The sequence below is a fragment of the Luteithermobacter gelatinilyticus genome (assembly GCF_005849285.1).
GTDB classification, from domain to species: Bacteria; Pseudomonadota; Alphaproteobacteria; order Sphingomonadales; family Emcibacteraceae; genus Luteithermobacter; species Luteithermobacter gelatinilyticus.
The window spans coordinates 2,805,822-2,828,950 of the sequence record NZ_CP040517.1 but is presented as its reverse complement, the minus strand read 5'-3'; the positions used below and the strand labels follow the sequence as shown (position 1 = coordinate 2,828,950).

The 23,129-nt window shown below is 55.3% G+C and carries 21 protein-coding genes; 11 read left to right on the top strand and 10 right to left on the bottom strand.

Annotated features, from left to right (window positions below):
- The first annotated feature begins 127 nt into the window (after positions 1–127).
- The 7 genes from leuC (at position 128) to FE788_RS12715 (ending at position 9,663) form a co-directional block, all read left to right on the top strand.
- Positions 128–1,525 carry a 3-isopropylmalate dehydratase large subunit gene (leuC, locus tag FE788_RS12745; protein WP_138381000.1) on the top strand — a complete coding sequence of 466 codons (1,398 nt, stop codon included), beginning with the start codon at positions 128–130 and terminating at the stop codon, positions 1,523–1,525.
- A gap of 15 nt (positions 1,526–1,540) precedes the next feature.
- A complete protein-coding gene (leuD, locus tag FE788_RS12740; RefSeq protein ID WP_138380999.1) occupies positions 1,541–2,158 on the top strand; it encodes a 3-isopropylmalate dehydratase small subunit in 618 nt (205 codons plus the stop codon).
- A gap of 79 nt (positions 2,159–2,237) precedes the next feature.
- Complete coding sequence (gene leuB / locus FE788_RS12735; RefSeq protein WP_138380998.1) at positions 2,238–3,353, top strand: 3-isopropylmalate dehydrogenase; 1,116 nt, start codon at positions 2,238–2,240, stop codon at positions 3,351–3,353.
- A 44-nt stretch (positions 3,354–3,397) separates the two neighbouring features.
- Entirely contained in the window at positions 3,398–4,417 is a 1,020-nt protein-coding gene (locus FE788_RS12730) for an aspartate-semialdehyde dehydrogenase (RefSeq protein WP_138380997.1), read from the top strand.
- Between the two features lie 191 nt (positions 4,418–4,608).
- Positions 4,609–6,426, top strand: a complete 1,818-nt coding sequence (locus FE788_RS12725; protein ID WP_138380996.1) for a DUF885 domain-containing protein — start codon at positions 4,609–4,611, stop codon at positions 6,424–6,426.
- Positions 6,427–6,561: 135 nt separating this feature from the next.
- A complete protein-coding gene (locus FE788_RS12720) occupies positions 6,562–8,367 on the top strand; it encodes a M2 family metallopeptidase (protein ID WP_138380995.1) in 1,806 nt (601 codons plus the stop codon).
- A gap of 321 nt (positions 8,368–8,688) precedes the next feature.
- Complete coding sequence (locus FE788_RS12715) at positions 8,689–9,663, top strand: DUF2971 domain-containing protein (protein ID WP_138380994.1); 975 nt, start codon at positions 8,689–8,691, stop codon at positions 9,661–9,663.
- Between the two features lie 291 nt (positions 9,664–9,954).
- Here the strand turns inward: FE788_RS12715 and FE788_RS12710 are convergent, their stop codons facing one another.
- The 8 genes from FE788_RS12710 to FE788_RS12675 all read right to left on the bottom strand — a co-directional run bounded on the left by FE788_RS12710 (position 9,955) and on the right by FE788_RS12675 (position 17,045).
- The gene (locus FE788_RS12710; protein WP_138380993.1) at positions 9,955–10,737 is read right to left on the bottom strand and encodes a succinate dehydrogenase iron-sulfur subunit; all 783 of its coding nucleotides are present in this window, start codon (positions 10,735–10,737) and stop codon (positions 9,955–9,957) included.
- 17 nt (positions 10,738–10,754) lie between these two features.
- On the bottom strand, positions 10,755–12,542 hold the full coding sequence (gene sdhA / locus FE788_RS12705; RefSeq protein WP_138380992.1) for a succinate dehydrogenase flavoprotein subunit: 1,788 nt from the start codon (positions 12,540–12,542) through the stop codon (positions 10,755–10,757).
- A gap of 25 nt (positions 12,543–12,567) precedes the next feature.
- Positions 12,568–12,942, bottom strand: coding sequence for a succinate dehydrogenase, hydrophobic membrane anchor protein (gene sdhD / locus FE788_RS12700; protein ID WP_138380991.1), 375 nt, complete (start codon positions 12,940–12,942; stop codon positions 12,568–12,570).
- A gap of 13 nt (positions 12,943–12,955) precedes the next feature.
- The gene (gene sdhC / locus FE788_RS12695; protein WP_138380990.1) at positions 12,956–13,342 is read right to left on the bottom strand and encodes a succinate dehydrogenase, cytochrome b556 subunit; all 387 of its coding nucleotides are present in this window, start codon (positions 13,340–13,342) and stop codon (positions 12,956–12,958) included.
- Between the two features lie 205 nt (positions 13,343–13,547).
- Positions 13,548–14,489, bottom strand: coding sequence for a PA2778 family cysteine peptidase (locus FE788_RS12690; RefSeq protein ID WP_168190415.1), 942 nt, complete (start codon positions 14,487–14,489; stop codon positions 13,548–13,550).
- A gap of 7 nt (positions 14,490–14,496) precedes the next feature.
- The gene (locus FE788_RS12685) at positions 14,497–14,892 is read right to left on the bottom strand and encodes a PA2779 family protein (protein ID WP_138380988.1); all 396 of its coding nucleotides are present in this window, start codon (positions 14,890–14,892) and stop codon (positions 14,497–14,499) included.
- Between the two features lie 159 nt (positions 14,893–15,051).
- Positions 15,052–16,149: a MaoC family dehydratase gene (locus FE788_RS12680; protein ID WP_138380987.1), complete on the bottom strand. Its 1,098-nt coding sequence runs from the start codon at positions 16,147–16,149 to the stop codon at positions 15,052–15,054.
- Positions 16,150–16,151: 2 nt separating this feature from the next.
- Positions 16,152–17,045, bottom strand: a complete 894-nt coding sequence (locus tag FE788_RS12675) for an HpcH/HpaI aldolase/citrate lyase family protein (protein WP_138380986.1) — start codon at positions 17,043–17,045, stop codon at positions 16,152–16,154.
- A 304-nt stretch (positions 17,046–17,349) separates the two neighbouring features.
- On the opposite strand from FE788_RS12675, the gene FE788_RS12670 reads away from it, so the two are divergent.
- Together FE788_RS12670 and FE788_RS12665 are read left to right on the top strand one after the other, a co-directional pair.
- The gene (locus FE788_RS12670) at positions 17,350–18,783 is read left to right on the top strand and encodes a M20/M25/M40 family metallo-hydrolase (RefSeq protein ID WP_210413979.1); all 1,434 of its coding nucleotides are present in this window, start codon (positions 17,350–17,352) and stop codon (positions 18,781–18,783) included.
- Between the two features lie 114 nt (positions 18,784–18,897).
- Positions 18,898–19,338: a GFA family protein gene (locus tag FE788_RS12665; RefSeq protein ID WP_138380985.1), complete on the top strand. Its 441-nt coding sequence runs from the start codon at positions 18,898–18,900 to the stop codon at positions 19,336–19,338.
- A gap of 218 nt (positions 19,339–19,556) precedes the next feature.
- Here FE788_RS12665 and FE788_RS12660 read toward each other — a convergent pair whose 3' ends face one another.
- Together FE788_RS12660 and FE788_RS12655 are read right to left on the bottom strand one after the other, a co-directional pair.
- Positions 19,557–19,778 (bottom strand): hypothetical protein, encoded by a 222-nt coding sequence (locus tag FE788_RS12660; protein WP_138380984.1) that lies wholly within the window; start codon positions 19,776–19,778, stop codon positions 19,557–19,559.
- Positions 19,779–19,982: 204 nt separating this feature from the next.
- Positions 19,983–20,195 (bottom strand): hypothetical protein, encoded by a 213-nt coding sequence (locus FE788_RS12655; protein ID WP_138380983.1) that lies wholly within the window; start codon positions 20,193–20,195, stop codon positions 19,983–19,985.
- A 183-nt stretch (positions 20,196–20,378) separates the two neighbouring features.
- On the opposite strand from FE788_RS12655, the gene zapE reads away from it, so the two are divergent.
- A complete protein-coding gene (gene zapE / locus FE788_RS12650; protein ID WP_138380982.1) occupies positions 20,379–21,695 on the top strand; it encodes a cell division protein ZapE in 1,317 nt (438 codons plus the stop codon).
- A 451-nt stretch (positions 21,696–22,146) separates the two neighbouring features.
- Positions 22,147–23,109, top strand: coding sequence for a malate dehydrogenase (mdh, locus tag FE788_RS12645; RefSeq protein ID WP_138380981.1), 963 nt, complete (start codon positions 22,147–22,149; stop codon positions 23,107–23,109).
- The last annotated feature ends 20 nt before the right edge of the window (positions 23,110–23,129 follow it).

The following is a 23,129-nucleotide window of genomic DNA, read 5'->3' as shown; positions in this document are numbered from 1 at the left end:
AATGGGGCTCGCCAAAACGGGTCCCATTTGCATATGTGGGGAAGATTGTATACAAAACCTGAGCCCCTTATGGTTGGATATGGGGTGCCGGCCGCCGCAAGCGGTCGGGAAACAAGTGGCGTGAAACATGGCAAAGACGTTATATGACAAAATCTGGGACAGCCACCTGGTGGACAGCCAGGAGGACGGTAATTGCCTGATCTATATAGACCGGCACATCATTCACGAGGTCACCAGCCCGCAGGCCTTTGAAGGGCTGCGCCTAGCCGGTCGCATATTGCGCCGTCCGGACGCCATGCTGGCCGTACCCGATCATAACGTGCCGACCACCCAGGACCGGGCCACGGTGATCAGTGATCCCCAGTCAAAGATCCAGCTTGAGGCGCTGGAAAAGAATTGTGCGGAGTTCGGGGTGGAATATATCCCCATGGTGGACGTGCGTCAGGGGATCGTGCATATTGTCGGGCCCGAACAGGGATTCACTTTGCCCGGCACGACCATTGTTTGCGGCGATAGTCATACCTCCACCCACGGGGCTTTCGGGGCGCTGGCGTTTGGCATTGGCACCAGTGAGGTGGAACATGTCATGGCGACCCAGACCCTGATTCTGCGCAAGGCGAAAAACCTGCGCATTGATGTTTCCGGCACGCTGGGGGCTGGGGTGACGGCCAAGGATGTAGCGCTGGCGATCATCGGCGCCATCGGTACGGCGGGCGGGACGGGCCATGTGATTGAATTTACGGGCTCCGCCATCACCGGACTCAGCATGGAAGGGCGCATGACCCTGTGCAATATGTCCATCGAGGCCGGCGCTCGCGCCGGGCTGATCGCGCCCGATGAAAAAACCTTTGACTATATCAAGGGCCGCCCCAAAGCGCCCAAGGGCGGGGCGTTTGAGCAGGCGGTGGCCTATTGGCAAACCCTCAAATCGGACGAGGGCGCGTCCTATGACAAGGAGGTGTTTCTCAAGGCCGAGGACATTGCACCGCAGGTGACCTGGGGCACCAGCCCGCAGGACGTGCTACCCATCACCGGCCGGGTGCCGGATCCCGCCGACCAGGACGGCGACCGCCGGGTGGCCACGGAACGGGCGCTGGCCTATATGGGGCTGGAACCGGGCACGCCGCTGGACCAGATTAAAATTGACCGGGTGTTTATCGGATCCTGCACTAATGGCCGGATCGAGGATATCCGCGCCGCTGCCGAAGTGGCCAAGGGCCGCCAGGTGGCGGATCATGTCCAAGCGATGGTGGTGCCGGGCTCCGGTCTGGTCAAGCATCAGGCGGAACAGGAAGGCCTGGACCGGATCCTGATCGAGGCCGGATTTGAGTGGCGGGAGCCGGGCTGTTCCATGTGTCTGGCCATGAATGCCGACAAGCTGGAGCCTTATGAGCGCTGTGCGTCCACCTCCAACCGTAATTTCGAAGGTCGACAGGGGCCCAAGGGACGCACGCATCTGATGAGTCCTGCCATGGCGGCGGCGGCGGCTGTCACCGGGCATCTGTGTGATGTCAGAAAATTGTAAGGAAGGCCGGATAAGATGGAAAAGTTCACTCAACTGACCAGCGTGGCGGCGCCCCTGCCGATGATCAATGTGGATACCGACATGATTATTCCGCAGAAATTTCTGAAAACCATCCGGCGCACTGGGCTGGGCAAACACGCCTTTGCCAATATCCGCTATAATGAGGATGGCAGCGAGAAGCCGGATTTTGTGCTGAACAAACCGGCCTATCGTAACGCCCGGATTCTGATCGCCGGCGATAATTTCGGGTGTGGTTCCAGTCGAGAACATGCCCCGTGGGCGCTTCTGGATTTCGGGATTCGTTGCATCATCGCGCCGAGTTTCGCGGATATTTTTTACGGGAACTGTTTTAAAAACGGTATTCTGCCCATTACCCTGCCGCGCCAGCTGGTCAACCAGCTGATGGAGGATGCCGAACAGGGGGAGGGTGCCGTTGTGACGGTGGATCTGGAAAACTGTGAAATCACCGCTCCTGACGGAAGCAAAATCAGGTTTGAGATTGATCCCTTTCGCCGGCAGTGCCTTCTGGGCGGTCTTGATGATATTGGGCTGACCTTGCAGAAGGTGGATAAAATCGACGCTTTTGAAGCCCGACAGAAAACTGTGCAGCCCTGGCTTTACGGCGCCTCATAATCCCGCCGCCGGCTCATCTCCGACAGACACAAGGGTCACAGATAAGATATAAGGCCATAGACATAAGGAACATAACCACATGACCAGCACAACCCACAGCCTCCTGATCCTGCCGGGGGACGGCATCGGTCCGGAAATCATGGAACAGGTCCGCCGGATCATCGACTGGTTGACGGCATACCGGGGAATACGTTTCGATGTGAGCGAAGACCTGATCGGCGGGTGCGCCTATGATGCCTATGGCGCGCCGCTGGCCGAGGATACGCTGGAACAGGCCAAAGAGGTGGATGCGGTTCTGCTGGGGGCAGTGGGTGGACCCAAATGGACTGATGTGCCCTATGATAAACGCCCGGAAGCCGGCTTGCTGAAAATCCGCAAGGAACTGGGGCTGTTTGCCAATCTGCGCCCGGCCTTGTGTTTTGAGCCGCTGGTGGAGGCCTCCAGCCTGAAACCGGAGCTGGTCAGTGGATTGGATATCATGATTGTGCGCGAACTTACGGGCGGGATCTATTTCGGGGAGCCGCGCGGTATTGAAACCTTGCCCGATGGGGAGCGCCGGGGGATCAATACCCAGGTTTATACCACCAGCGAAATCCACCGTATTGCCCATATTGCCTTTGATCTGGCGCAAAAACGCGCCGGCGGCAAACGTCAGGCGAAAGTGACCAGCGCGGAAAAAAGCAATGTCATGGAAAGCGGCCTGTTGTGGCGTGAGGAAGTGACCGAGGTGGCCAAAAACTACCCGGATGTGGCGCTGGAACACATATTGGCCGACAATTGCGGCATGCAGCTGGTGCGCGCGCCGAAACAGTTTGATGTGATTGTGACGGACAATCTGTTTGGCGACCTGTTGAGCGATGTGGCCGCCATGCTGACCGGTTCTCTAGGCATGCTGCCGTCAGCATCGCTGGGCGGTGACAAAGGCGGGGCATTGTATGAGCCGGTGCACGGCAGCGCCCCTGATATTGCCGGAAAGGGCATTGCCAATCCGATTGCCGCCATTTTAAGCTTCGCCATGGCCCTGCGCTACAGCCTCGATCTCGGGACGGAAGCCGACATGATCGAACAGGCGATCAACGGGGTGCTGGCCGGGGGCATGCGCACGGCCGACATCATGCAGCCGGGCAAGGCCAAGGTGTCTACCTCGGTGATGGGCGACAGTATTCTCAGACAGCTGGAAAAGCTGAATAAATAACAAAATATACGGTATTATGAACCTCAAAAAATCAGGAGAACATTATGTCTTATAAGGTCGCTGTCGTTGGCGCGACGGGAAATGTCGGCCGCGAAATGCTGAATGTCTTGCATGAACGTCAGTTCCCGGTTTCGGAAATTATTCCGCTGGCGTCCCGCCGTTCTATCGGTCAGGAAGTTACGTTTGGCGACAAGACCATTAAGACCAAATGCCTGGATGATTTCGATTTTTCCGGTGTGGATATCTGTCTGATGTCCGCCGGCGGCAGTGTGTCCAAGGCGTGGTCCGAAAAGATCGGCGCCCAGGGATGTGTGGTGATCGACAACAGCTCCTATTTCCGTATGGATCCGGATGTGCCGCTGGTCGTGCCGGAAGTCAATGCCGAAGATATTGCCGGATATAAAAAGAAAAATATCATCGCCAATCCCAATTGCTCCACGGCGCAGCTCATGGTGGCGCTGAAACCCCTGCATGATCGGGCGAAAATCAAACGCGTGGTGGTGTCCACCTATCAGTCCGTGTCTGGCAGCGGCAAAGCCGCCATGGACGAACTTTGGACCCAGACCCGGGCCATTTTCGTCAACGATCCGGTGGAAAACGAGGTGTATCCGAAACAGATCGCCTTTAACGTCATTCCCCATATCGACGTCTTTATGGACAATGGCGACACCAAGGAAGAATGGAAAATGGTGGCGGAGACGGCCAAGATCCTGGATCCGGATATTAAACTGACGGCCACCTGCGTGCGGGTGCCGGTCTTTATTGGCCATAGTGAATCGGTCAATATCGAATTTCACAATCCCTTAAGCGATGACGAGGCCCGGGACATCCTGCGCCAGTCGCCCGGGGTAATGGTGGTCGATAAACGCGAAGACGGCGGTTATGTGACACCGGTGGAAGCGGCCGGGGAATTCGCTACCTATATCAGTCGCATCCGTCGCGACGAAACGGTGAAACATGGCCTCAATCTGTGGTGTGTATCCGACAACCTGCTCAAAGGCGCAGCGCTGAATGCGGTACAGATCGCCGAAAGCCTGTGCAATAACTTTCTCCGGAAAGCATAAAATAGGGCAGTATCCAGACTTAGCGACATAAAATTCTGTATAGGGATGGGCGGTGTGCTGCTCGTCCCTTTTTTTGTGGGGTTTGTCGTTTTTTTGCTGTGGAAAACAGCACGGACTGCTACCTTCTCCCGATAATCTGCGTCCACTGGCGGCGCCATAACAAGGGGATGTTTAATCACATGAGTAAACCCATGAAATTCTTACGGAACAGTTTTCTTGTCGGCATCATTGGCGGTTTGATGACGTCGGCGGGGGCTTCGGCGCTGGACAAGGCGCCTGCCAATATCGACGATTTTTTTGCCGAGGTCTTTGAAGAGGCCCTGATGGAATCGCCGGAAATGCTCACCTATACCCGCTATATGGAAACCCGGGGCAAGGCATGGCGGCATAACCGGCTGGACGATTATTCTGCGGCTCATTTGCAGAAAATGCATGACCTGGAAGTGCGCAATTACGAACTTCTGAAAGGCTATAAGGACAAAGATTTGAGCCCGGCCCAGAAACTGTCCCGGGACATTATGAAATGGGATATGGAGCAGAATATCGCGCTCGATAAATACCGGGACTATGGATATATCGTGGCGCAAAATGGCGGGGTCATTATTGACTATCCCAACTTTATGGCCAATTTTCACGCCATAAACAGCAAGGCGGATGCCGAAGATTATGTCGCCCGCCTGAAAGAAGCCCGTCGGGTGTTTGATCAGGTGGAAGAGCGCATCCGGGCCCAGGCGGAAAAAGGCATTATCCTGCCGAAGATGCTGATGGAGAAAGTGATCAAGACGGGGCGAGACTACACCGCTGTCGCCCCTGAAGAAAACCTGCTTTATGTCAGCTTCGCGGATAAGCTGAACGGGGTAAGCGATCTGGACGAGGCGGATAAACTGGCCCTTCTGAAACAGGCCCGCGCCGCCATTGCCGATGATGTTTATCCGGCGTTCCGCAACCTTACGGCTTTTCATGAAAAGCTGATCCAAAAAGCCACCAATGATGCCGGGGTCTGGAAATTCCCTGATGGCGACAATTATTACAAGGCCATGGTGGCCCGCATGACCACAACGGATCTTACCCCTGAGGAAATTCACCAGATCGGTCTTTCCGAAGTGGCCCGCATTCAGGGGGAAATGCTGGCGCTGTTCGAGAAGGAAGGGTACGATATCTCGAAAGGGTTTGAAGTTTTGATCCAGGACTTGGCGGACGAAGAGCGGTTTTATTATCCGGATACCGACGAGGGCCGGGAACAGATTCTGGCAGATTACCGCAAGATGATTGCGGAGGTGAATGAGCGGGTGCAGGATGTGTTCAACGTCAAACCCAAGGCCGGGGTTGAAGTGCGCCGTGTCCCCGAATTCAGCGAAGAATCAGCCCCCGGCGCCTATTATACCGATCCGGCGCTGGATGGCTCCCGTCCCGGTATTTTTTGGGCCAATCTTTATGATATCAAGGCGACCCCGAAATATGGCATGCGCACGCTAACCTATCACGAGGCGGTGCCAGGTCACCATTTCCAGATTGCCATTGCCCAGGAACTGAAGGATGTGCCGCTGTTCCGCAAATATATGTTCTTTACCGCTTATGTGGAAGGCTGGGCGCTGTATGCGGAACGGGTGGCCAAAGAACTGGGGCTGCTGGAAAATTCCTTTGACGATATTGGCCGCTTGCAGGCCGAATTGTTCCGGGCCGTGCGCCTGGTGGTGGACACAGGTCTGCATTATAAGCGCTGGACCCGGGAACAGGCGATCGACTATATGTATAAAAACACCGGACAGGCGATGTCCGATGTGGTCAGTGAGATTGAACGCTATATGGTCTGGCCGGGTCAGGCGCTGGCCTATAAGGTGGGTATGCTGAAAATACTAGAGCTTCGGGAAAAGGCGCGCCGCGCACTAGGCGACCGGTTCGATATGGGCGAATTCCATGATGTGATCCTGACCAATGGGGCGGTACCGCTGTTCATTCTCGAAGATCTGGTGGAGGCGTATATTGCGCAAAAGAAAGGCGCTGCCTAAGCTGTGATCTGAAAGGGCGGGCCGGTCTTTTGGCGGCCCGCTTTTTGATCTTTGTTGTTTGACCTATGCCGTTTGATCTTAGCCATTTGATCTTAGCCATTTGATCTTTGATGGGGATTAGTTAAGGAGAAAAAAATGAGGAAAACACTTCTGGCCGGCACCGCGGCCATTGCGCTGTTTGTGGCGGCCTGTTCACCGGAGGGGGAAAGAGAGGCCGAAAGCAAGGCGGTCACGGCCGAAGACGCCAAAGCCTTTGTGGCGATGGTGGAAAAGGAATATGAAGAAAAGGGCCCCCATACGGCGCGGGCCTACTGGGTTCAGGCCAATTTCATGACCGTAGATACCAATGCGCTGGTCGCCAAGGTCGGCGCGGACATGACGGCTCTGGCGGTCAAATTCGCCAATGAAGCCAAAAAGTTTAACGATCTGGAGCTTGACCCGGATACCCGGCGTAAGCTGGAAATCATCAAACAGGGGATTACCCTGCCCGCGCCGAGCGATCCGGAAGCCAATAAGGAACTGGCGACCATTACCGCCGAACTGGACAGTATGTATGCCACCGGCAAGGACCCCGAAGGCCGCACTCTGGGCGAGTTGACCGAGCTGATGGCTAATTCCCGGGATGAGGCGGAGTTGCGCAAGGCTTGGGAAGGCTGGCGGACCGTCTCCCCGTCCATGAAGGAAAAATATGCGCGGATGGTGGACATCGCCAATGAAGGGGCGCGCGAGCTGGGCTATCAGGATGTGGGCGCCATGTGGCGGGCCGGATACGATATGCCGGCGGATGATTTCCGTAAGGAAGCCGACCGGCTCTGGGGTCAGGTCAAACCGTTGTATGATGCCCTGCACTGTCATGTGCGCGCGAAGCTGGGCGAACAGTATGGCACCGATGTGGTCCCTCAGGACGGCCCGATTCCGGCGCATCTTCTGGGCAATATGTGGGCGCAGCAATGGGGCAATATCTATCCCCTGGTGGCGCCGGAAGAAAGCGATGTGGGATATGACCTCACCGAACGGCTGAAAGAAAAAGGTTATGATGAGGTTCAGATGGTCAAGGCGGGGGAGAATTTCTTCACCTCGCTGGGCTTTGAGCCCCTGCCGCAGACATTCTGGGAACGTTCGCTGATTAAAAAACCGCGGGACCGGGAAGTGCAGTGCCACGCCAGCGCCTGGAATATTGACGGCAAGGAAGACATCCGTATCAAGATGTGCACCACCATCACGGCCGAAGATTATGAAACCATCCATCACGAACTGGGGCACAATATTTACCAGCGCGCCTATAAGGATCAGAGCGTATTGTATCAGGGCGGCGCCCATGACGGGTTCCACGAGGCCATCGGGGATACCATCGCGCTCAGCATCACCCCGGAATATCTGAAACAGGTGGGGCTCATTGACAAAGTGCCGGGACCGGAAGGCGATATCGGGCTTCTTCTGCGCCGGGCCCTGGACAAGGTGGCGTTCCTGCCGTTCGGCCTGTTGGTGGACCAGTGGCGCTGGAAAGTCTTTAACGGCGAGCTGAACCCAGAAGACTATAACCGGGGCTGGTGGGAACTGCGCGAAGCCTATCAGGGGGTAGCTGCACCGGCAGAGCGGACGCCTGAGGCCTTTGATCCGGGCGCCAAATACCACATTCCGGGCAATACGCCCTATATGCGCTATTTCCTCGCTCATATCCTGCAGTTCCAGTTCCACAAGACGGCTTGCGAAATGGCCGGATTTGAAGGGCCGCTGCACAGTTGCACTATTTACAACAACAAGGAAGTGGGCGAAAAACTCAACGCCATGCTGGAAATGGGCCAGAGCAAGCCCTGGCAGGATGCGCTGGAAGCCTTTATCGGCACCCGTGAAATGGACGGCAGCGCGGTACTGGAATACTTTGCGCCGCTCAAAGCCTGGCTGGATGAGCAGAACAAGGACCGCAACTGCGGTTGGTAAACCATCCTGAATTTCCCCGCCTCCCGTGGCAGGGGTAACCATTTGATAAGGGCTCTTCCGTTGTCGGAAGAGCCCTTTTTGTGGGTAAACGGTCCGTCAAGGGGAGAGACTTATAAGTTATGGCCAGTACGTCATGTAAAAATGGAAAAATGGGGACAGTATACTATTTAACCAAGAACGGAGCGGATAAGATAAAAAATAGTATACTGGCCCCATTTTTCCTCCATTTTTCCTTTAAGCGTTCTTTTGGGTGTATTTTTCATCATCTATTTTAGATTATAATCAAGCATACCAAAGAACAGAGCTATTTTTGGATTCACCATGAAAGTTTATAAATACAGAGGCGGTAGCCCGGAAATCATGGCGCGTGATCTGGAAAGCATTGCGAGCAATTATTTTTGGGCATCTACAGCCGATCAGTTGAATGATCCATCTGAGGCTTACGTTAATGAAAATGATGCTAGAATCCTTTTTAAGGCTTTAGGGGCTAAGGACGTAGAAACCGAATTCGATAATCTTACAAAAATGCGACATACCGTTGGCGTATATTCACTAAGCCGGACACCGCTTGATGAATTGATGTGGGCCTACTATGCCGGAGGTCATAAGGGGTTTTGTATAGAATATGATTTGAACAGACTTGTCCATGAAGCCAGAACTTCATGGAATATAGTTGATGTAGCCTATCATCCTGAACCTCAAAAAATCGTATTTGACGATATGTTTCAGACCCAAAATGAAACGGCAATTCTTGGCAAGATGATAGGAACAAAGTCTAGCCGCTGGGCGCATGAAAAGGAAGTAAGAATAATTACTAGAACGGCCGGAAAAAACCACTATGCTCCTGCTGCTATGACGGGAATATATTTCGGATGCAGGTGTGAAGGATCATTCATTCAGGAAGTTCGCGGAAAACTAAAAGGGCGTGATCTTAGATATTATAAGATAGAGTTTTCTGACAACTCTTATTCAATGGTGGCGCGAGACCTTGAATATGATACGGCTATTGATGGAGAGCGAATAGAACACTTAGCGCCTATTGAAGAGTCCGCCATACCGGGTCTGGAGGATATCAAAGAAGAGTACAAGCCGTTCTATGAGTATTTGACAAAAGCCGCTGAGATAGTTCGCCGCGATAGTTCCTGTGAAAAAATAGTTTTAGTGGATTTCAGCACCTATAAAGAAAGGGACGGAAAGCCCGCTGTGTTCGTACAATATGAAACAAATGTGCCAACACAGTTTTATAACGTACTGAACCAGTATTTTTACATAGACGAATTACAGCAGCAGCAATAATTTCAAGCATTCAAGGAAGTCCAGCAATGGGAACAGTATACTATTTATAATCTTATATACTCTGTTTTCCCCCATTTTCCAGATTATAAATAGTATACTGTCCCCATTTTCCCCATTTTCCCCATTTTTCCTTCATGGATTGCCGTCTGCACGGCAATGACGGGAGGGGGAGTCGGGCGCGACGAGAATAGAAGGATGAGGGAAAGACAGTATCTTCAGCATCAAAAAAGCCGGACCTTGGTCGAGGCCCGGCTTTGACGTTGTCTGAATTTTGACTCACTGAATTTTGACTCACCCCTGGCGTTCAACCATCATTTTCTTGATCTCGGCGATAGCCTTGGCCGGGTTCAGGCCCTTGGGACAGGTATTGGTGCAGTTCATGATGGTGTGGCAGCGATAGAGCCGGAAAGGGTCCTCCAGCGCATCCAGTCGTTCGCCGGTATTTTCGTCCCGGCTGTCCACCAGCCAGCGATAAGCCTGCAGGAGTACCGCCGGGCCCAGATAGCGGTCGGAGTTCCACCAGTAGCTCGGGCAGCTGGTGGAGCAGCTGGCACACAGGATGCATTCATAAAGCCCGTCCAGTTTGGCGCGGTCCTCGCGGCTTTGCAGCCGTTCGCGGCCGCTGGGCGCAGGGGTCTGGGTTTGCATCCAGGGTTTGATGGACGCATATTGCGCATAGAAATTGGTCAGATCCGGCACCAGGTCCTTGACCACATCCATATGCGGCAGCGGATAGATGTTCACATCGCCCTTGAAATCGCTGATCGCCTTGGTGCACGCCAGCGTGTTCATGCCGCCGATATTCATGGCGCAGGATCCGCACACCCCTTCGCGGCAAGAGCGGCGGAAGGTGAGTGTGGGGTCAATCTCGTTTTTGATCTTGATCAGCGCATCCAGCACCATGGGCCCGCATTTGTCCATGTCCACCTCATAGGTGTCAATGCGCGGATTTTCGCCGTCATCCTCGTTCCAGCGATAGATGTTGAACCGTTTGATGTTGGTCGCGCCTTCGGGGGCTTTCCAGGTTTTGCCTTTTTTATACCGGGAATTTGCGGGAAGTCTGAATTCTGCCATATTGCCTCTCCCTCCGCTTAATACACACGGGCCTTGGGTTTGATGTAGTCGATTTCCTCGGTCAGCGTGAAATCGTGAACCGGGCGGTAATCGATTCTGACTTTGCCATCCTCAAGCCAGGCGACGGTGTGTTTCATCCACTCCTTATCATTGCGTTCGGGATAGTCTTCATGCATATGCGCCCCGCGGCTTTCCTTGCGGTTTTCTGCACAGTGCATGGTGACCACCGCCTGTTGCAGCAGGTTTTCCAGCTCCAGCGTTTCGATAAGGTCGGAGTTCCAGACCAGCGATCGGTCGAAGGTTTTCACATCTGGCATCATGGCATAGACTTCGTCAATGAGTTTCTTGCCTTCCTCCAGAACCTCGGCGGTGCGGAACACGGCGCAGTTGGACTGCATGGTGCGCTGCATCTTGTCGCGGATCTGGGCGGTGGGCATGCTGCCGTTGGCATGGCGGTATTTGTCCAGGCGACTGAGCGCAAGGTCCGCATTGTCGTCCGGCAGCGGTTTGTGCGGCGTGTTCGGTTTGACCAGCTCGGCCACCCTGAGTGCGGCGGCACGGCCGAACACCACCAGGTCGATCAGGCTGTTGGAGCCCAACCGGTTGGCGCCATGTACGGAGACACAGGCGGCTTCGCCCACGGCCATGAGGCCCGGCACCACCCGATCCGGATCATCCGGCGTCGGGTTCAGAACTTCCGCATGATAGTTGGTCGGAATGCCGCCCATATTATAATGCACGGTGGGGATCACCGGGATCGGTTCTTTGGTCACATCGACACCGGCGAAAATACGGGCGCTTTCGGAAATGCCCGGCAGGCGCTCGGCCAGAATGTCCGGATCCAGATGATCCAGGTGCAGATAGATATGGTCCTTGTGTTCCCCCACCCCGCGGCCTTCGCGAATCTCGGAAGACATGGAGCGGCTGACCACGTCGCGGCTGGCCAGGTCCTTGGCGGAGGGCGCATAACGTTCCATAAAGCGTTCGCCTTCAGAGTTCACCAGATAGCCGCCTTCACCGCGCGCGCCTTCGGTAATCAGCACGCCGGCGCCATAAATGCCGGTCGGATGGAACTGGACAAACTCCAGATCCTGTAGCGGCAGGCCCGCACGCTGCACCATGCCGCCGCCATCACCGGTACAGGTATGGGCGGAGGTGGCGGAAAAATAGGCGCGGCCGTACCCACCGGTGGCGAGCACAGTCATGTGCGCCTTGAAACGGTGCAGGGTGCCGGTGTTCATGTCGAGCGCGATCACGCCGCGGCACTCGCCATCCACCATGATCAGGTCGATGGCGAAATATTCCACAAAAAAGTCAGTGTCGTATTTCAGGGACTGCTGATAAAGCGAATGCAGCATGGCGTGGCCGGTCCGGTCGGCGGCGGCGCAGGTGCGCTGGGCGGGCGGTCCCTCGCCAAATTCGGTGGTCATGCCGCCAAAGGGGCGTTGATAGATTTTGCCTTCCTCGGTACGGCTGAACGGTACCCCGAAATGTTCCAATTCGTATACCGCCTGCGGTGCCTCCCGCACCATATATTCGATGGCGTCCTGGTCGCCCAGCCAATCGGACCCTTTGACGGTGTCATACATATGCCATTGCCATTTGTCCGGCCCCATATTGCCGAGCGATGCGGCGATGCCCCCCTGGGCGGCCACGGTGTGGGAGCGGGTGGGGAAGACCTTGGAAATACAGGCGGTCTTGAGACCGGCTTCGGCAATTCCCATGGCGGCCCGGAGTCCGGATCCCCCGGCTCCGATGACGATGGCGTCATAGACGTGATCTGTCAGTTCATATGCCTTGCTCATAATACCCTCTAAATAATGATCTGTCTTATAAAGCCACCTTGAGAACGGAGAAGATGGCGGCGACGGCGACAAGAACGCAGCCAAAGGTGATGGCCATCTGGCATGCCAGTTTCAGGCCTTCGGTATGGACGTAATCTTCCACGATCACCTGCAGCCCCAGCTTCAAATGATAGAGTGCCGTGCTGATAAACAGGATCATCAGTACCGCCGGAATGGGGGAAGACAGCCAGCTCACGGCCATTTCATAATCGGCGCCGGTCATCTGCACTATGGAAGCCACGAACCAGACCGTGAGCGGGATCAACGCCACGGCGGAGACCTTTTGCATCCACCAGTGATGGGTCCCGCTTTTGGCGGAGCCGAGACCGCGAACCTTGCCCAGAGGTGTTCTTAAACTCATCTTTTCTTCTCCCTTAGATCAGGCCGTATCCGAAGGCCCAGGCGAGCCCGGTCAGCAGAATGGAGCCCAGCAGTACCGCCTGATTGGAGCGGGAGACGGTGGCAAGTTCAAAACCTTTACCCATGTCCCAGAACAGATGGCGGATGCCGTTGCACAAATGCAGCATTAAGGCCCAGGTAAAGCCCAGCAGCACCACTCGTCCCGGTATGCTTTCCATGCAGGAGAGGAACCGATCATACTGTTCCGGCCCGCTGGCCAGGGCAATCAGCCACCAGGCCAAAAGAAGTGTGCCCGCTCCAAGCGCCGCACCTGTTGCCCGGTGCAGAATGGACAGGACCATATGCAGGCCCCATTTGTAAACTTGCAAATGCGGCGACAGGGGCCGCTGTACTCGAGCCATCTGCTACTCCCTTCCTCAAATAAGATGAGTTGACCGTCTTATGTGTTAAGATGAATACCCTGAAAAATTGTCTTAGTCATTTCGGCGCCCAAGAGCAAGAGGCTTCCTGCCTTTATGAGAATGATTCTTAGAGATTTTGTGATTTTTTTGCTTATTTTGTAAATTTGGGGCAAAAAGATTTCAAAAATAGACAGGTCGGTCTGTATTATTGTGGGGAATCGGCGACCGGCTGCATTTCCTGCAAGGTGGCGTCATAGCGGCTTTCCTGACCATATTTGACGGCCTGTTGTGCGGCGGCGTGGGCTTCCGACGTTCGGCCCTGCTTTTTTAACGCATATGCCAGATTGTTCCATACTTCCGCCACTGTGGGATCAAGGGCGAGAGCGGCCCTATAAGAGGTTTCGGCGGCGTCATAGTCGCCCTGGCGGTAGTGTATGTTGCCCAGCCCCAACAGGGCCAACCAGTGGCCGGGCCAGCGCCGGGCGATGGCCTGATAGGCGGTGGCCGCCGCGTCCAGTCGCCCCGCCCGTTCCAGGCCGGCTGCAGCTGTCATGACGTCATAAATGCTTGCCGTGGCGGGCAGTCTGTCGGGCGGCAGGACCACCAGTGCCCAGCTGCCGCCCCGTCGCCAAGTGCGTTCAAACAGTGTGAGGCCCGTCACGCGATTCTGCTCATCCCCGGAATTGAGAATGACGTTTTCCCTGCCAAGGTCATAACCGGTCAGCACTGCATAATGCCAGCGGGGCCACCAGCTCAGACCCAGATTCTGGAACACGATGACCGGTGTTCCCCCGGCGACTTCTTCCAGCAGCGCCGGCAGACTGCGAACCGGCACCGCCAGACGGCCATGCCGGCGTGCGGCGGCAATCATGTCGTGTCGGAAGGTGCCATCGGCGCCGGGAGTATACACCTCGTGGGCCACCTTGTGTTGGCTGATTCTCTTGCCGGTCCATTCCAGAACCGCCGCCAGTGTGGCCGGGCCGCAATATTTTTCTTCCTGCGGGTAGAAAGGAACGGCCTCCGCCCGCCCGGTCTGCGGCAGATGGGACAGCAGGGCGGGGTCCGTAGTTGGTATGGAGGAACAAGCGCTTAGCATCGCGCTGAAAGCCATCAGCACGATACCACGCCAGAATGGAAATGTCGGCATCACCGCCCTAGCGGCGGGCGCAGCGGGTGAAGCTGAAGACATCAGTGAGGCACAGAATATCGGTCACCAGCAAGACCAGGAAGACGGTCAGCGCCACGCCCAGCACCGTCCCCAGCTCGCCGGCCCCGGCCGGTTCACTTTCCAGCTGGTCGGCAATCTGACGGATTTCCTCATCCGAAAGTGCCGCGATGCGCTTTTCGGCTTCTTCCGGCTCTACCCCATATTCCTTAAGTTGTTGGCGCACATCCGCCCGCTTCAGCAGGGCGGTGATCTGGGCCTTGTCCGCCTGGGTGGCGTATTTTTCCACGACCTGGTCCGTGGCCAGGATTTCCGCCCTGGACACCCCTGTCAGGAAAGACAGGACAGTGATGGACAGCAGAATAATCCTCAAGAATCTTGCCATAAACATTTCCTTACCCTTTCCCGGCTTCAAAGCCATGTTGTATGTGTTGTTATGGATGAGTCCGGGAAAGGACCCTATATGGAAAATACGGCAGAAATATTGCCACCCTCAATAGAGCCCAATAAAGAGCAAAAGAGAGACAGCAAAACCGGATAAAGCCTAATTTGTCGCCCGCGGCATCAGCACCCACAGATCCAAATCCAGCAACACCGAAGGATCATATTTGCCATCCTTATCCTTATAGGGGAAATCGGCAGGGTTGCGGTCCTTGACGGCCACAAGCCGCACACGAAGCGCGCCCACATCGGGGCTGCCGCTCAGTTCCGCTTTGTCCAGGATTTCGGTCCAGGCATAGACCGTATCCCCGGCAATACAGGGATTGACGTGACGTCCGGCATTGATGGCGGCGACAAACTGGGCGTTGCCGAGGCCGTTGTAGCTTAGGGCCCGGGCTAGGGAAATCACATGTCCGCCATAGACGATGCGTTCACCAAGACGTCCGTCTTTCATCATGTGCTGGTTGAAATGCACCTTGGCCGTGTTCTGATACAATCGGGTTGCCATCATATGGTCCGCCGCTTCCACGGTCATGCCATCCACATGATTGATTTTCTCGCCAATATCATAATCTTCCCAGACATAGGGAGATCCGGCAAGGTCCCGGTCATAGGATCTGAACGTCAGTCCCGGCGGCATGGTCAGGTCGCTGGCCGCCACCGTGTCGGGCAGGTCGGGAATTTCCGTTTTGGGGGCCGGGCTTTGGGGAGATTTTTTATTGACCATCACCCAGCGCACATATTCCAGAACCTTTTCCCCCCGCTGATTGTATCCGGTGGTACGCACATAGACATTGCCGTTCTTGCCGCTGGAATTTTCTTTAAGTCCGATGACCTGGCTGGTGGCGGAAAGTGTGTCGCCTGGATAGACCGGGTTGAGAAACCGGCAGTCGGCATACCCCAGATTGGCCACCGCATTGATGGAAATGTCGGGCACGGTCTTGCCGAAGACAATATGAAAGGTCAAAAGATCGTCCGCCGGCGCCTGGGTAAGGCCGCAGCTGCGGGCGAATTCCGTCGAGGATTGTACGGCAAACCGGTTGCCATACAGCGCGGTGTACAGGGCCATGTCGCCGGCTGTCACAGTGCGCGGGGTGGCATGGATAAGTTCCTGTCCGACCTGGAAATCCTCAAAATAATTGCCTTCAAAGGTTTTGGCAAAAGTTTTGGGTTCATTCTTTTTGGGGTCATTCTGGCTCATGATCAGGCCTCCGCGTTCAGTCTGGCAATCATCTCCGCTTTAGCCAGAAGATTTTTGGCTTCGGCGACATGCAGGTTTTCCACAAGTTTGCCATCCAGCAGCACCACACCCTTGCCTTCGGTTTCGGCTTTTTCAAAAGCCTCAATGATGCGTCGGGCCTGCTCGATTTCCGCATCACTCGGGGCGAAGGCCTCGTTGGCGGCCGCCAGCTGTTTGGGATGCAACAAGGTCTTGCCATCAAACCCCAGTTCCACACCCTGCCGGCAGGAGGCGATCAGCCCCTCATCGTCATTCAGATCTGTGAAGGTGCCGTCAATGATGGCGAGACCTTCGGCCCGGGCCGCGAGCAGGCACAGGGCAAAGCTCGGAATCAGCGGGAGGCGGTCCGGGGTATGCCGCGCCTGAAGTTCCTTGGTCAGGTCGTTGGTGCCCATCACAAAACCGCCAAGCCGTTTGCTGGCGCCGGCGATTTCCTCGGCCCGGAGAATGCCGCGCGGGGTTTCCATCATACACCAGATGGTGGTGCGGGCCGGCGCGCCGTATTGTGTCATCAACGCTTCCGCATGCTGGACCATTTCCGCGCTTTCCACCTTGGGCAGCAGAATAGCGTCAGGCCCCGCCGCGCAGGCCGCCTGAAGATCTTCCAACCCCCATGGGGTGTCCAGGCCGTTAATCCGGATGATCAGCTCGCGTGGACCGTAGCCCCCGCCCTTGACGGCTTCCGCGACCAGGCGCCGGGCTTCTGCTTTGGCATCCACGGCCACCGCATCCTCCAGATCCAGGATCAGACTGTCTGCGGCCAGGGTTTTGGCTTTTTCCAGGGCGCGCGGGTTGGAACCCGGCATATACAGCATGCTTCTTCGGGGGCGGGAGGGGGCTTTGGGCTGATCGGTCATGGTTTTCTCACAATCCTTTTGGTATTATAAAATTTCATTATCGCCGCAACTTTTGAAACATGGTTATAAACTTTTTTGGCAGAGCTGGCAAGATGCTGCACTGCGCAAAAAGTCTTTTTTGCGTCTGCGTTGAACTTTGCGTTGATCCTGGAGGGTCAAAAACTGTTTCGGCGGCGCGGGGAAAAGGTTGAACTTCCCTCCAAGATGCGCAAGACTGCGGCCAGAAATTATTTCATGAAATAATTTCAAGAAACAATTTCTAAGAATGACGGCATAACCAATCATCATACTGGGGATAAGTAGAGTGAACAGAGTATTTCAGGGTGTCCTTTCCATACTGGGCCTTTCCATACTGGGGATGTTTTGTGTGTTAACTGTCAACCCGGCGCTCTCTGAGGGGCGTGTGGACGGGGTGTCCGAGGAGATGCAGGCCACCGCAATCCGATTGCGCGACACCGTATTGAAATCGGATTTGTCTTACCGGTTGGATGAGCAACTGACCACGGAGGTAGGGCCGCGGCTGGTGGGCACGCCGGGCGATCGCAAAGGCGTGGAATGGGCGGTGGCCAAAATGAAAGAGTTGGGGTTTGACCGGGTATGGACCGAGGAAGTCACCCATGTGATGTGGGAAAGGGGAGAGATTGAGGCCGAAATTATCGCGCCTTATCCGCAAAAACTGGTGGCCATTGCGCTGGGAGGGTCTGTGGGCACGCCCGAGGCGGGCCTTAAGGCCGAAATTGTGCATTTTCCTTCTTACGCGGCATTGCAGGCGGCCGCGCCGGGCAGTCTTGAAGGGAAAATCGCCTTTATTTCTTACCGGATGGAACGCCGGATCGACGGCTCCGGCTATGGGCCAGCGGTGGTGGCCCGGACCAAGGGGGCGAGTGAGGCGGCCCGCAAGGGCGCGCTGGCGCTGCTGATTCGGTCGATCGGGACCGACGATAACCGTCTGGGCCATACAGGCAGTGTGAAATATGACGCTGATGCGGGAAAAATCCCTGCCGCGGCGCTGTCGAATCCGGATGCGGACATATTGATGGCTCAACTCAGCCGGGGCAAGCCGGTGGTGGTGCGCCTGCGTCAGACCTCAGAGCGGCATGATCAGACCGTGATCAAAACGGCCAATGTGATCGGTGAGGTGACGGGCCGGGAAACTCCGGAGGATTTTGTAGTGCTGGGGGCGCATCTGGACAGTTGGGATGTGGGGACCGGCGCCGTGGATGACGGTATCGGGGTTGGCATCACCCTGGCGGCGGCGCGGCATATCCTGGATCTGCCGGAACGGCCGAAACGGTCCATCCGAGTGGTGTTGTTTGCCGCCGAGGAAGTGGGCCTGGTGGGGGCTAAGCAGTATCTTGAACGGCATCGGGACGAATTGGATCACCATGTGATCGGCGCGGAATGGGATTTCGGTGTAGGGAGGATTTATGACATGCGGCCCGGGGTGGGGCCTGAGGCCCTGAATACCATTCGGGCGATGGCCGGGATTCTGGCCCCGCTCGGCGTGTCACTGAATCCGGATAATACGGCCAAAGGACAGTCTGATCTCAGCGTCCTGGGGGAAGCGGGTATGCCGGCCGTAAATTTCAGCCCGGACGGCAGCCTGTATTTTGATTATCACCATACGGAAAACGACACGCTGGACAAGGTGGATCGGGAAGCCATGAAAATCAACACCGCCATTTATACGGTGTTTGCCTATATCGCCGCGGAAAGCGGTGTGGACTTTCGCAAATAAACGGCCCGCAAATCCGCCAGCCAAAATCCGCCAGCCAAAATCCGCCAGCCAAAGGCCTGGGAGGGAGGCCGATAAGGCTTCCCTTTTCTGGTGAAGCCTCCTAGACTGAACGGCATGACAGAATTTATTCATCCTGGCGGCTGTCATTGCGGCGCCATTCGCTATGACTTCGCGACGTCACAAGACCTGGATGCGGTGGTGCCGCGGCAATGCGGGTGCAGCTTTTGTGTCAGGCAGGGGGCGTGTTATGCCAGCAACCCGTCTGGGCGGCTGGAGATCAGCGTCAAAGATGTGACCCTGTTGGGCCGATATCGTTTCGGCCACAAGACGGCGGATTTTATGTTCTGCCGGTCTTGTGGGGTGATGCCGGTCGTAACATGTGAATTGGATGGCCGCCTTTATGGCATTGTGAATGTCAACACGCTGGATGGGGCTGAGCGGATTGCGACCCCGCAACACCTTCATGATTATGAGGGGGAAGCGGGGACGAACAGATTGGCGCGGCGCAAAAAAAACTGGATCGCAACGGTTGTGTTCATCCAGAGTGACTTGTAAAAGGATAGAACCCTCATTGCGAGGCGCGCCAGCAGCGACGCAATCCATACTGCGCTCACCTATGAATCGCTGCGCCCCGCTTAAAATCTATGGCCCCGCCTAAAATCTATGGCGATGTTTGAGATGGTGCATGCTCTACGGATTGAAAACCATGACGCATGGCTGATGACGCGTCCCTCAATTTGCAAAACGCACTGGAAAATTTAAAGATGATGCTGTTATTCGACGAATTCTTTGATCAGAATGACGTCCCGGATGATAAACCCCTGACGTTCCGGATGGTGTTTACGGATGAGTTTTAGGGCCTCCTCCTCGGTTTCGGCCTCCACTTCTAGATACCGCAAATCGCCCCATTCGGGACCATAATTGGGGTGTTTCCTGCCATCGGCATAGGCCTCGCGCACATCCTGATTGTAAAGAGCAACTTCGTAGCGGTTCATGAGCAGTGGCTATCCGGTTAATCACACATTTTTTTGCCGTTGTGTCCTCTGATGTATATGCAACCAAGTCTGGTCAGGGAGAGAGGAAACGCGGTCCCTCTATGATTTAGGTAAAGAAGCTTAAGAAAATATGAACGCGCCGTTGTGCCGCCCTAAAATAAAAGACGTCATTACAATACGGAAATCACTATCATATTAAGGCCATCATAGACTTTCGGCGGCTTCCCCTAGAACAAAACCCATTTTCTGTGGATGTTTACGGCGGCAGATCTCCATCGCTTCATCGGCCGTATGGGCGCGGATTTCGATCAGGTGCATGTCGGCCCAGCTGTCTTCGAGCACTCCGTGGGAGCGTCCGGCGCGCACGGCATCACGGACTTCTTGATTATAGACGGGGATTTCAAATATTTTTTTCATGGTTTGATCTTTTCCAGTTATTGATTATGGTGCCTGTTGGGCTTTTTCATTCCGGTGCGGCCCCTGATTGGGCGAGGCCGGTTTGGGTGAGGTTGATTTTAGATAGGACTTTAGATAGGACTAATGTACAAATCGTTAAAATTTTAAATAACGGCGTTTTGTTCATCATTGTCGGCGGCGTGCATGGATAAGTCTTCGATCTCTTCAGTGTCTTCTGGTTCTTCAGTGTCTTCTGGCTCTTCGGCCTCTGCGGTATCTTCCAAGGCTGCGGGGGCTGATTCGGCACCGGCTGGCGATCAGGAATCGGGGCGGGGCGGGGCGATTCCCCGCTCTGGTGAGGGGCCGCTTCGGCGTTATCATGACATGCGTCAGGCAGGAGAGTTGCACCCTGATGCCGCCCAGGAACAGGTGGTCCGGCTTCTCCAGGGTCTGCATGACCGTCTCACCGGTTATGAAGACAGGCATCGTCGCCGGCAAAGGCCGTCCGGTTTTTGGGCGCGCCTGTTTCGGCGGTCTTCTTCTTCTGTCCCGCCCCAAGGGCTTTATATTCACGGCGATGTGGGACGCGGCAAGTCGATGATTATGGATCTGTTTTTTGAGACGGCGCCGGTGACCGCCAAGCGACGGGTGCATTTTCACGCCTTTATGCTGGAAATTCACGCCAGCCTGCATGAATGGCGCTACATGTCGCCCGAAGACCGCCAGGCCAAATGGGGCACGACGCAGGACGATCCGCTGCCGCCGCTGGCGCGGAAAATTGCGCGCGACAGCCTGTTATTGTGTTTTGACGAATTTCAGGTCACCGATGTCACCGACGCCATGCTGTTGGGCCGACTGTTCCGGGAGCTGATGGCCGAAGGGGTAGTGATCGTGCTGACCAGCAACCGCATTCCTGACGACCTGTACAAGAATGGTCTGAATCGGGGATTGTTTCTGCCGACCATCGACATGCTTAAGGAAAAACTGCGGGTGGTGGCGCTGGACGGCCCGACGGATTACCGGCTGGAACGTATGAAAGGCATGCCGGTGTATCATTACCCGCTGGGGGAGAAGGCGACGCGGGCGCTCTCTGAGGCGTTCTGGCGCCTGACCGATCATGATGTGGCCGACCGCTCTCAGGTGGGGCCGGAAGAGTTGAGGGTGCAGGGCCGCACGTTGACCATACCCGTCGCAAGTCGCGGGGTAGCGGTGGTCTCGTTCAAGAAAATTTGCGGTGCAGCGCTCGGGGCGGCAGATTATCTGGAAATCGCCTGGCATTATCATACCGTGATTATGGTGGGCATCCCGCGTCTTGGTCCCCACAATCGCAATGAAGCCAAACGATTCGTGACATTCATTGATGCGCTTTATGAGAATAACGTCAAATTTCTGTGCTGTGCTGAAGTTCCGCCCGAAGAACTTTATGCAGAAGGACATGGTCATTTTGAATTTCAGCGCACCGTCTCGCGGCTGATGGAAATGCAGTCTGAAGATTATCTGGCGAAAGGCCATGCGGTCTGATCCAGTTCTGATCCCATGGAGATTCGGGCGAGTCGGCGAAATAAACAGACAGGTCTGTATATTTTTCTGGCTTTTTTCTTATTCCACCCTGTATTTTTGAAAAGAGTGATTTATTAAGCTGGGAAAATAGGGTAAAACCCATAGAAATATTACCAGAAATATGATTTGCCTCGTCATTTGCCGGGGATTTGGTCCGCAAAAAACATGGCGATATCCCCCGGAAAAGGCAAAAAAATTACAGGGCCAGGCTTTTGAATGAGAAAAAGTTGCCAAGACCTAGGAAACACGTTACATGCGCAGACATGTCAGGGCACAAAAATACGGGACCGAAATACAGATATAAAATAATTACGACGCATGTCGGCCTGGTGCATTCTGGCCTGTTGAGGGTCCGTCTGGCCGGCTGAAAGAGGAACTCAATCTTTAAAGAAAAATCAGGAGTGAAATCACCATGGCACGAAACAAGATTGCGCTAATCGGCGGCGGTCAGATCGGCGGAACTCTCGCCCATCTCGCCGGTCTCAAGGAACTGGGGGATGTGGTAATTTTTGACATTGCAGAAGGCCTGCCCCAGGGCAAGGCGCTGGATCTTGCGCAGTCCGGGCCGGTAGAAGGTTTTGACGCCAAAATGACCGGGACGCAGGATTATGTGGACATCAAGGATGCCGATGTGGTGATTGTGACCGCCGGCGTGCCCCGCAAGCCGGGCATGAGCCGTGACGATCTTCTGGAAATCAATCTCAAAGTGATGAAATCCGTTGGTGAAGGCATTCGTGACAACTGCCCCAACGCCTTTGTGATCTGTATCACCAATCCGCTGGATGCTATGGTCTGGGCATTGCAGAAATATTCCGGTCTGCCCGCCAACAAGGTGGTCGGCATGGCAGGGGTTCTGGATTCTGCCCGGTTCCGCCATTTTCTGGCCGAAGAATTCAATGTATCTGTCGAGGATGTGAACGCCTTTGTGCTGGGCGGTCATGGGGATACCATGGTGCCGTTGGCGCGCTATTCCACTGTGGCCGGTATTCCAATCCCGGATCTGGTGGAAATGGGGTGGACGACCCAGGAGAAGCTGGATCAGATCATTCAGCGCACCCGTGACGGCGGCGCTGAGATCGTGGGCCTGCTGAAAACCGGTTCTGCCTATTATGCGCCGGCGACTTCCGCCATTGCCATGGCGGAATCCTACCTGAAAGACAAGCGCCGGGTGCTGCCCTGTGCGGCGGAGCTCAATGGTGAATACGGCCTTGAGAGCATCTATGTGGGCGTGCCGGTGATCATCGGTGAAAACGGCGTCGAAAAAATTGTCGAAATCAAGTTTGATGAGCAAGACAAGGCCGGTTTTGAAAAATCCGTGAACGCCGTAAAGGGGCTGATTGAAGCGGTGAAAAGAATCGACCCGTCGCTGGCCTAAACTTCTGTTTCGGAACAGGC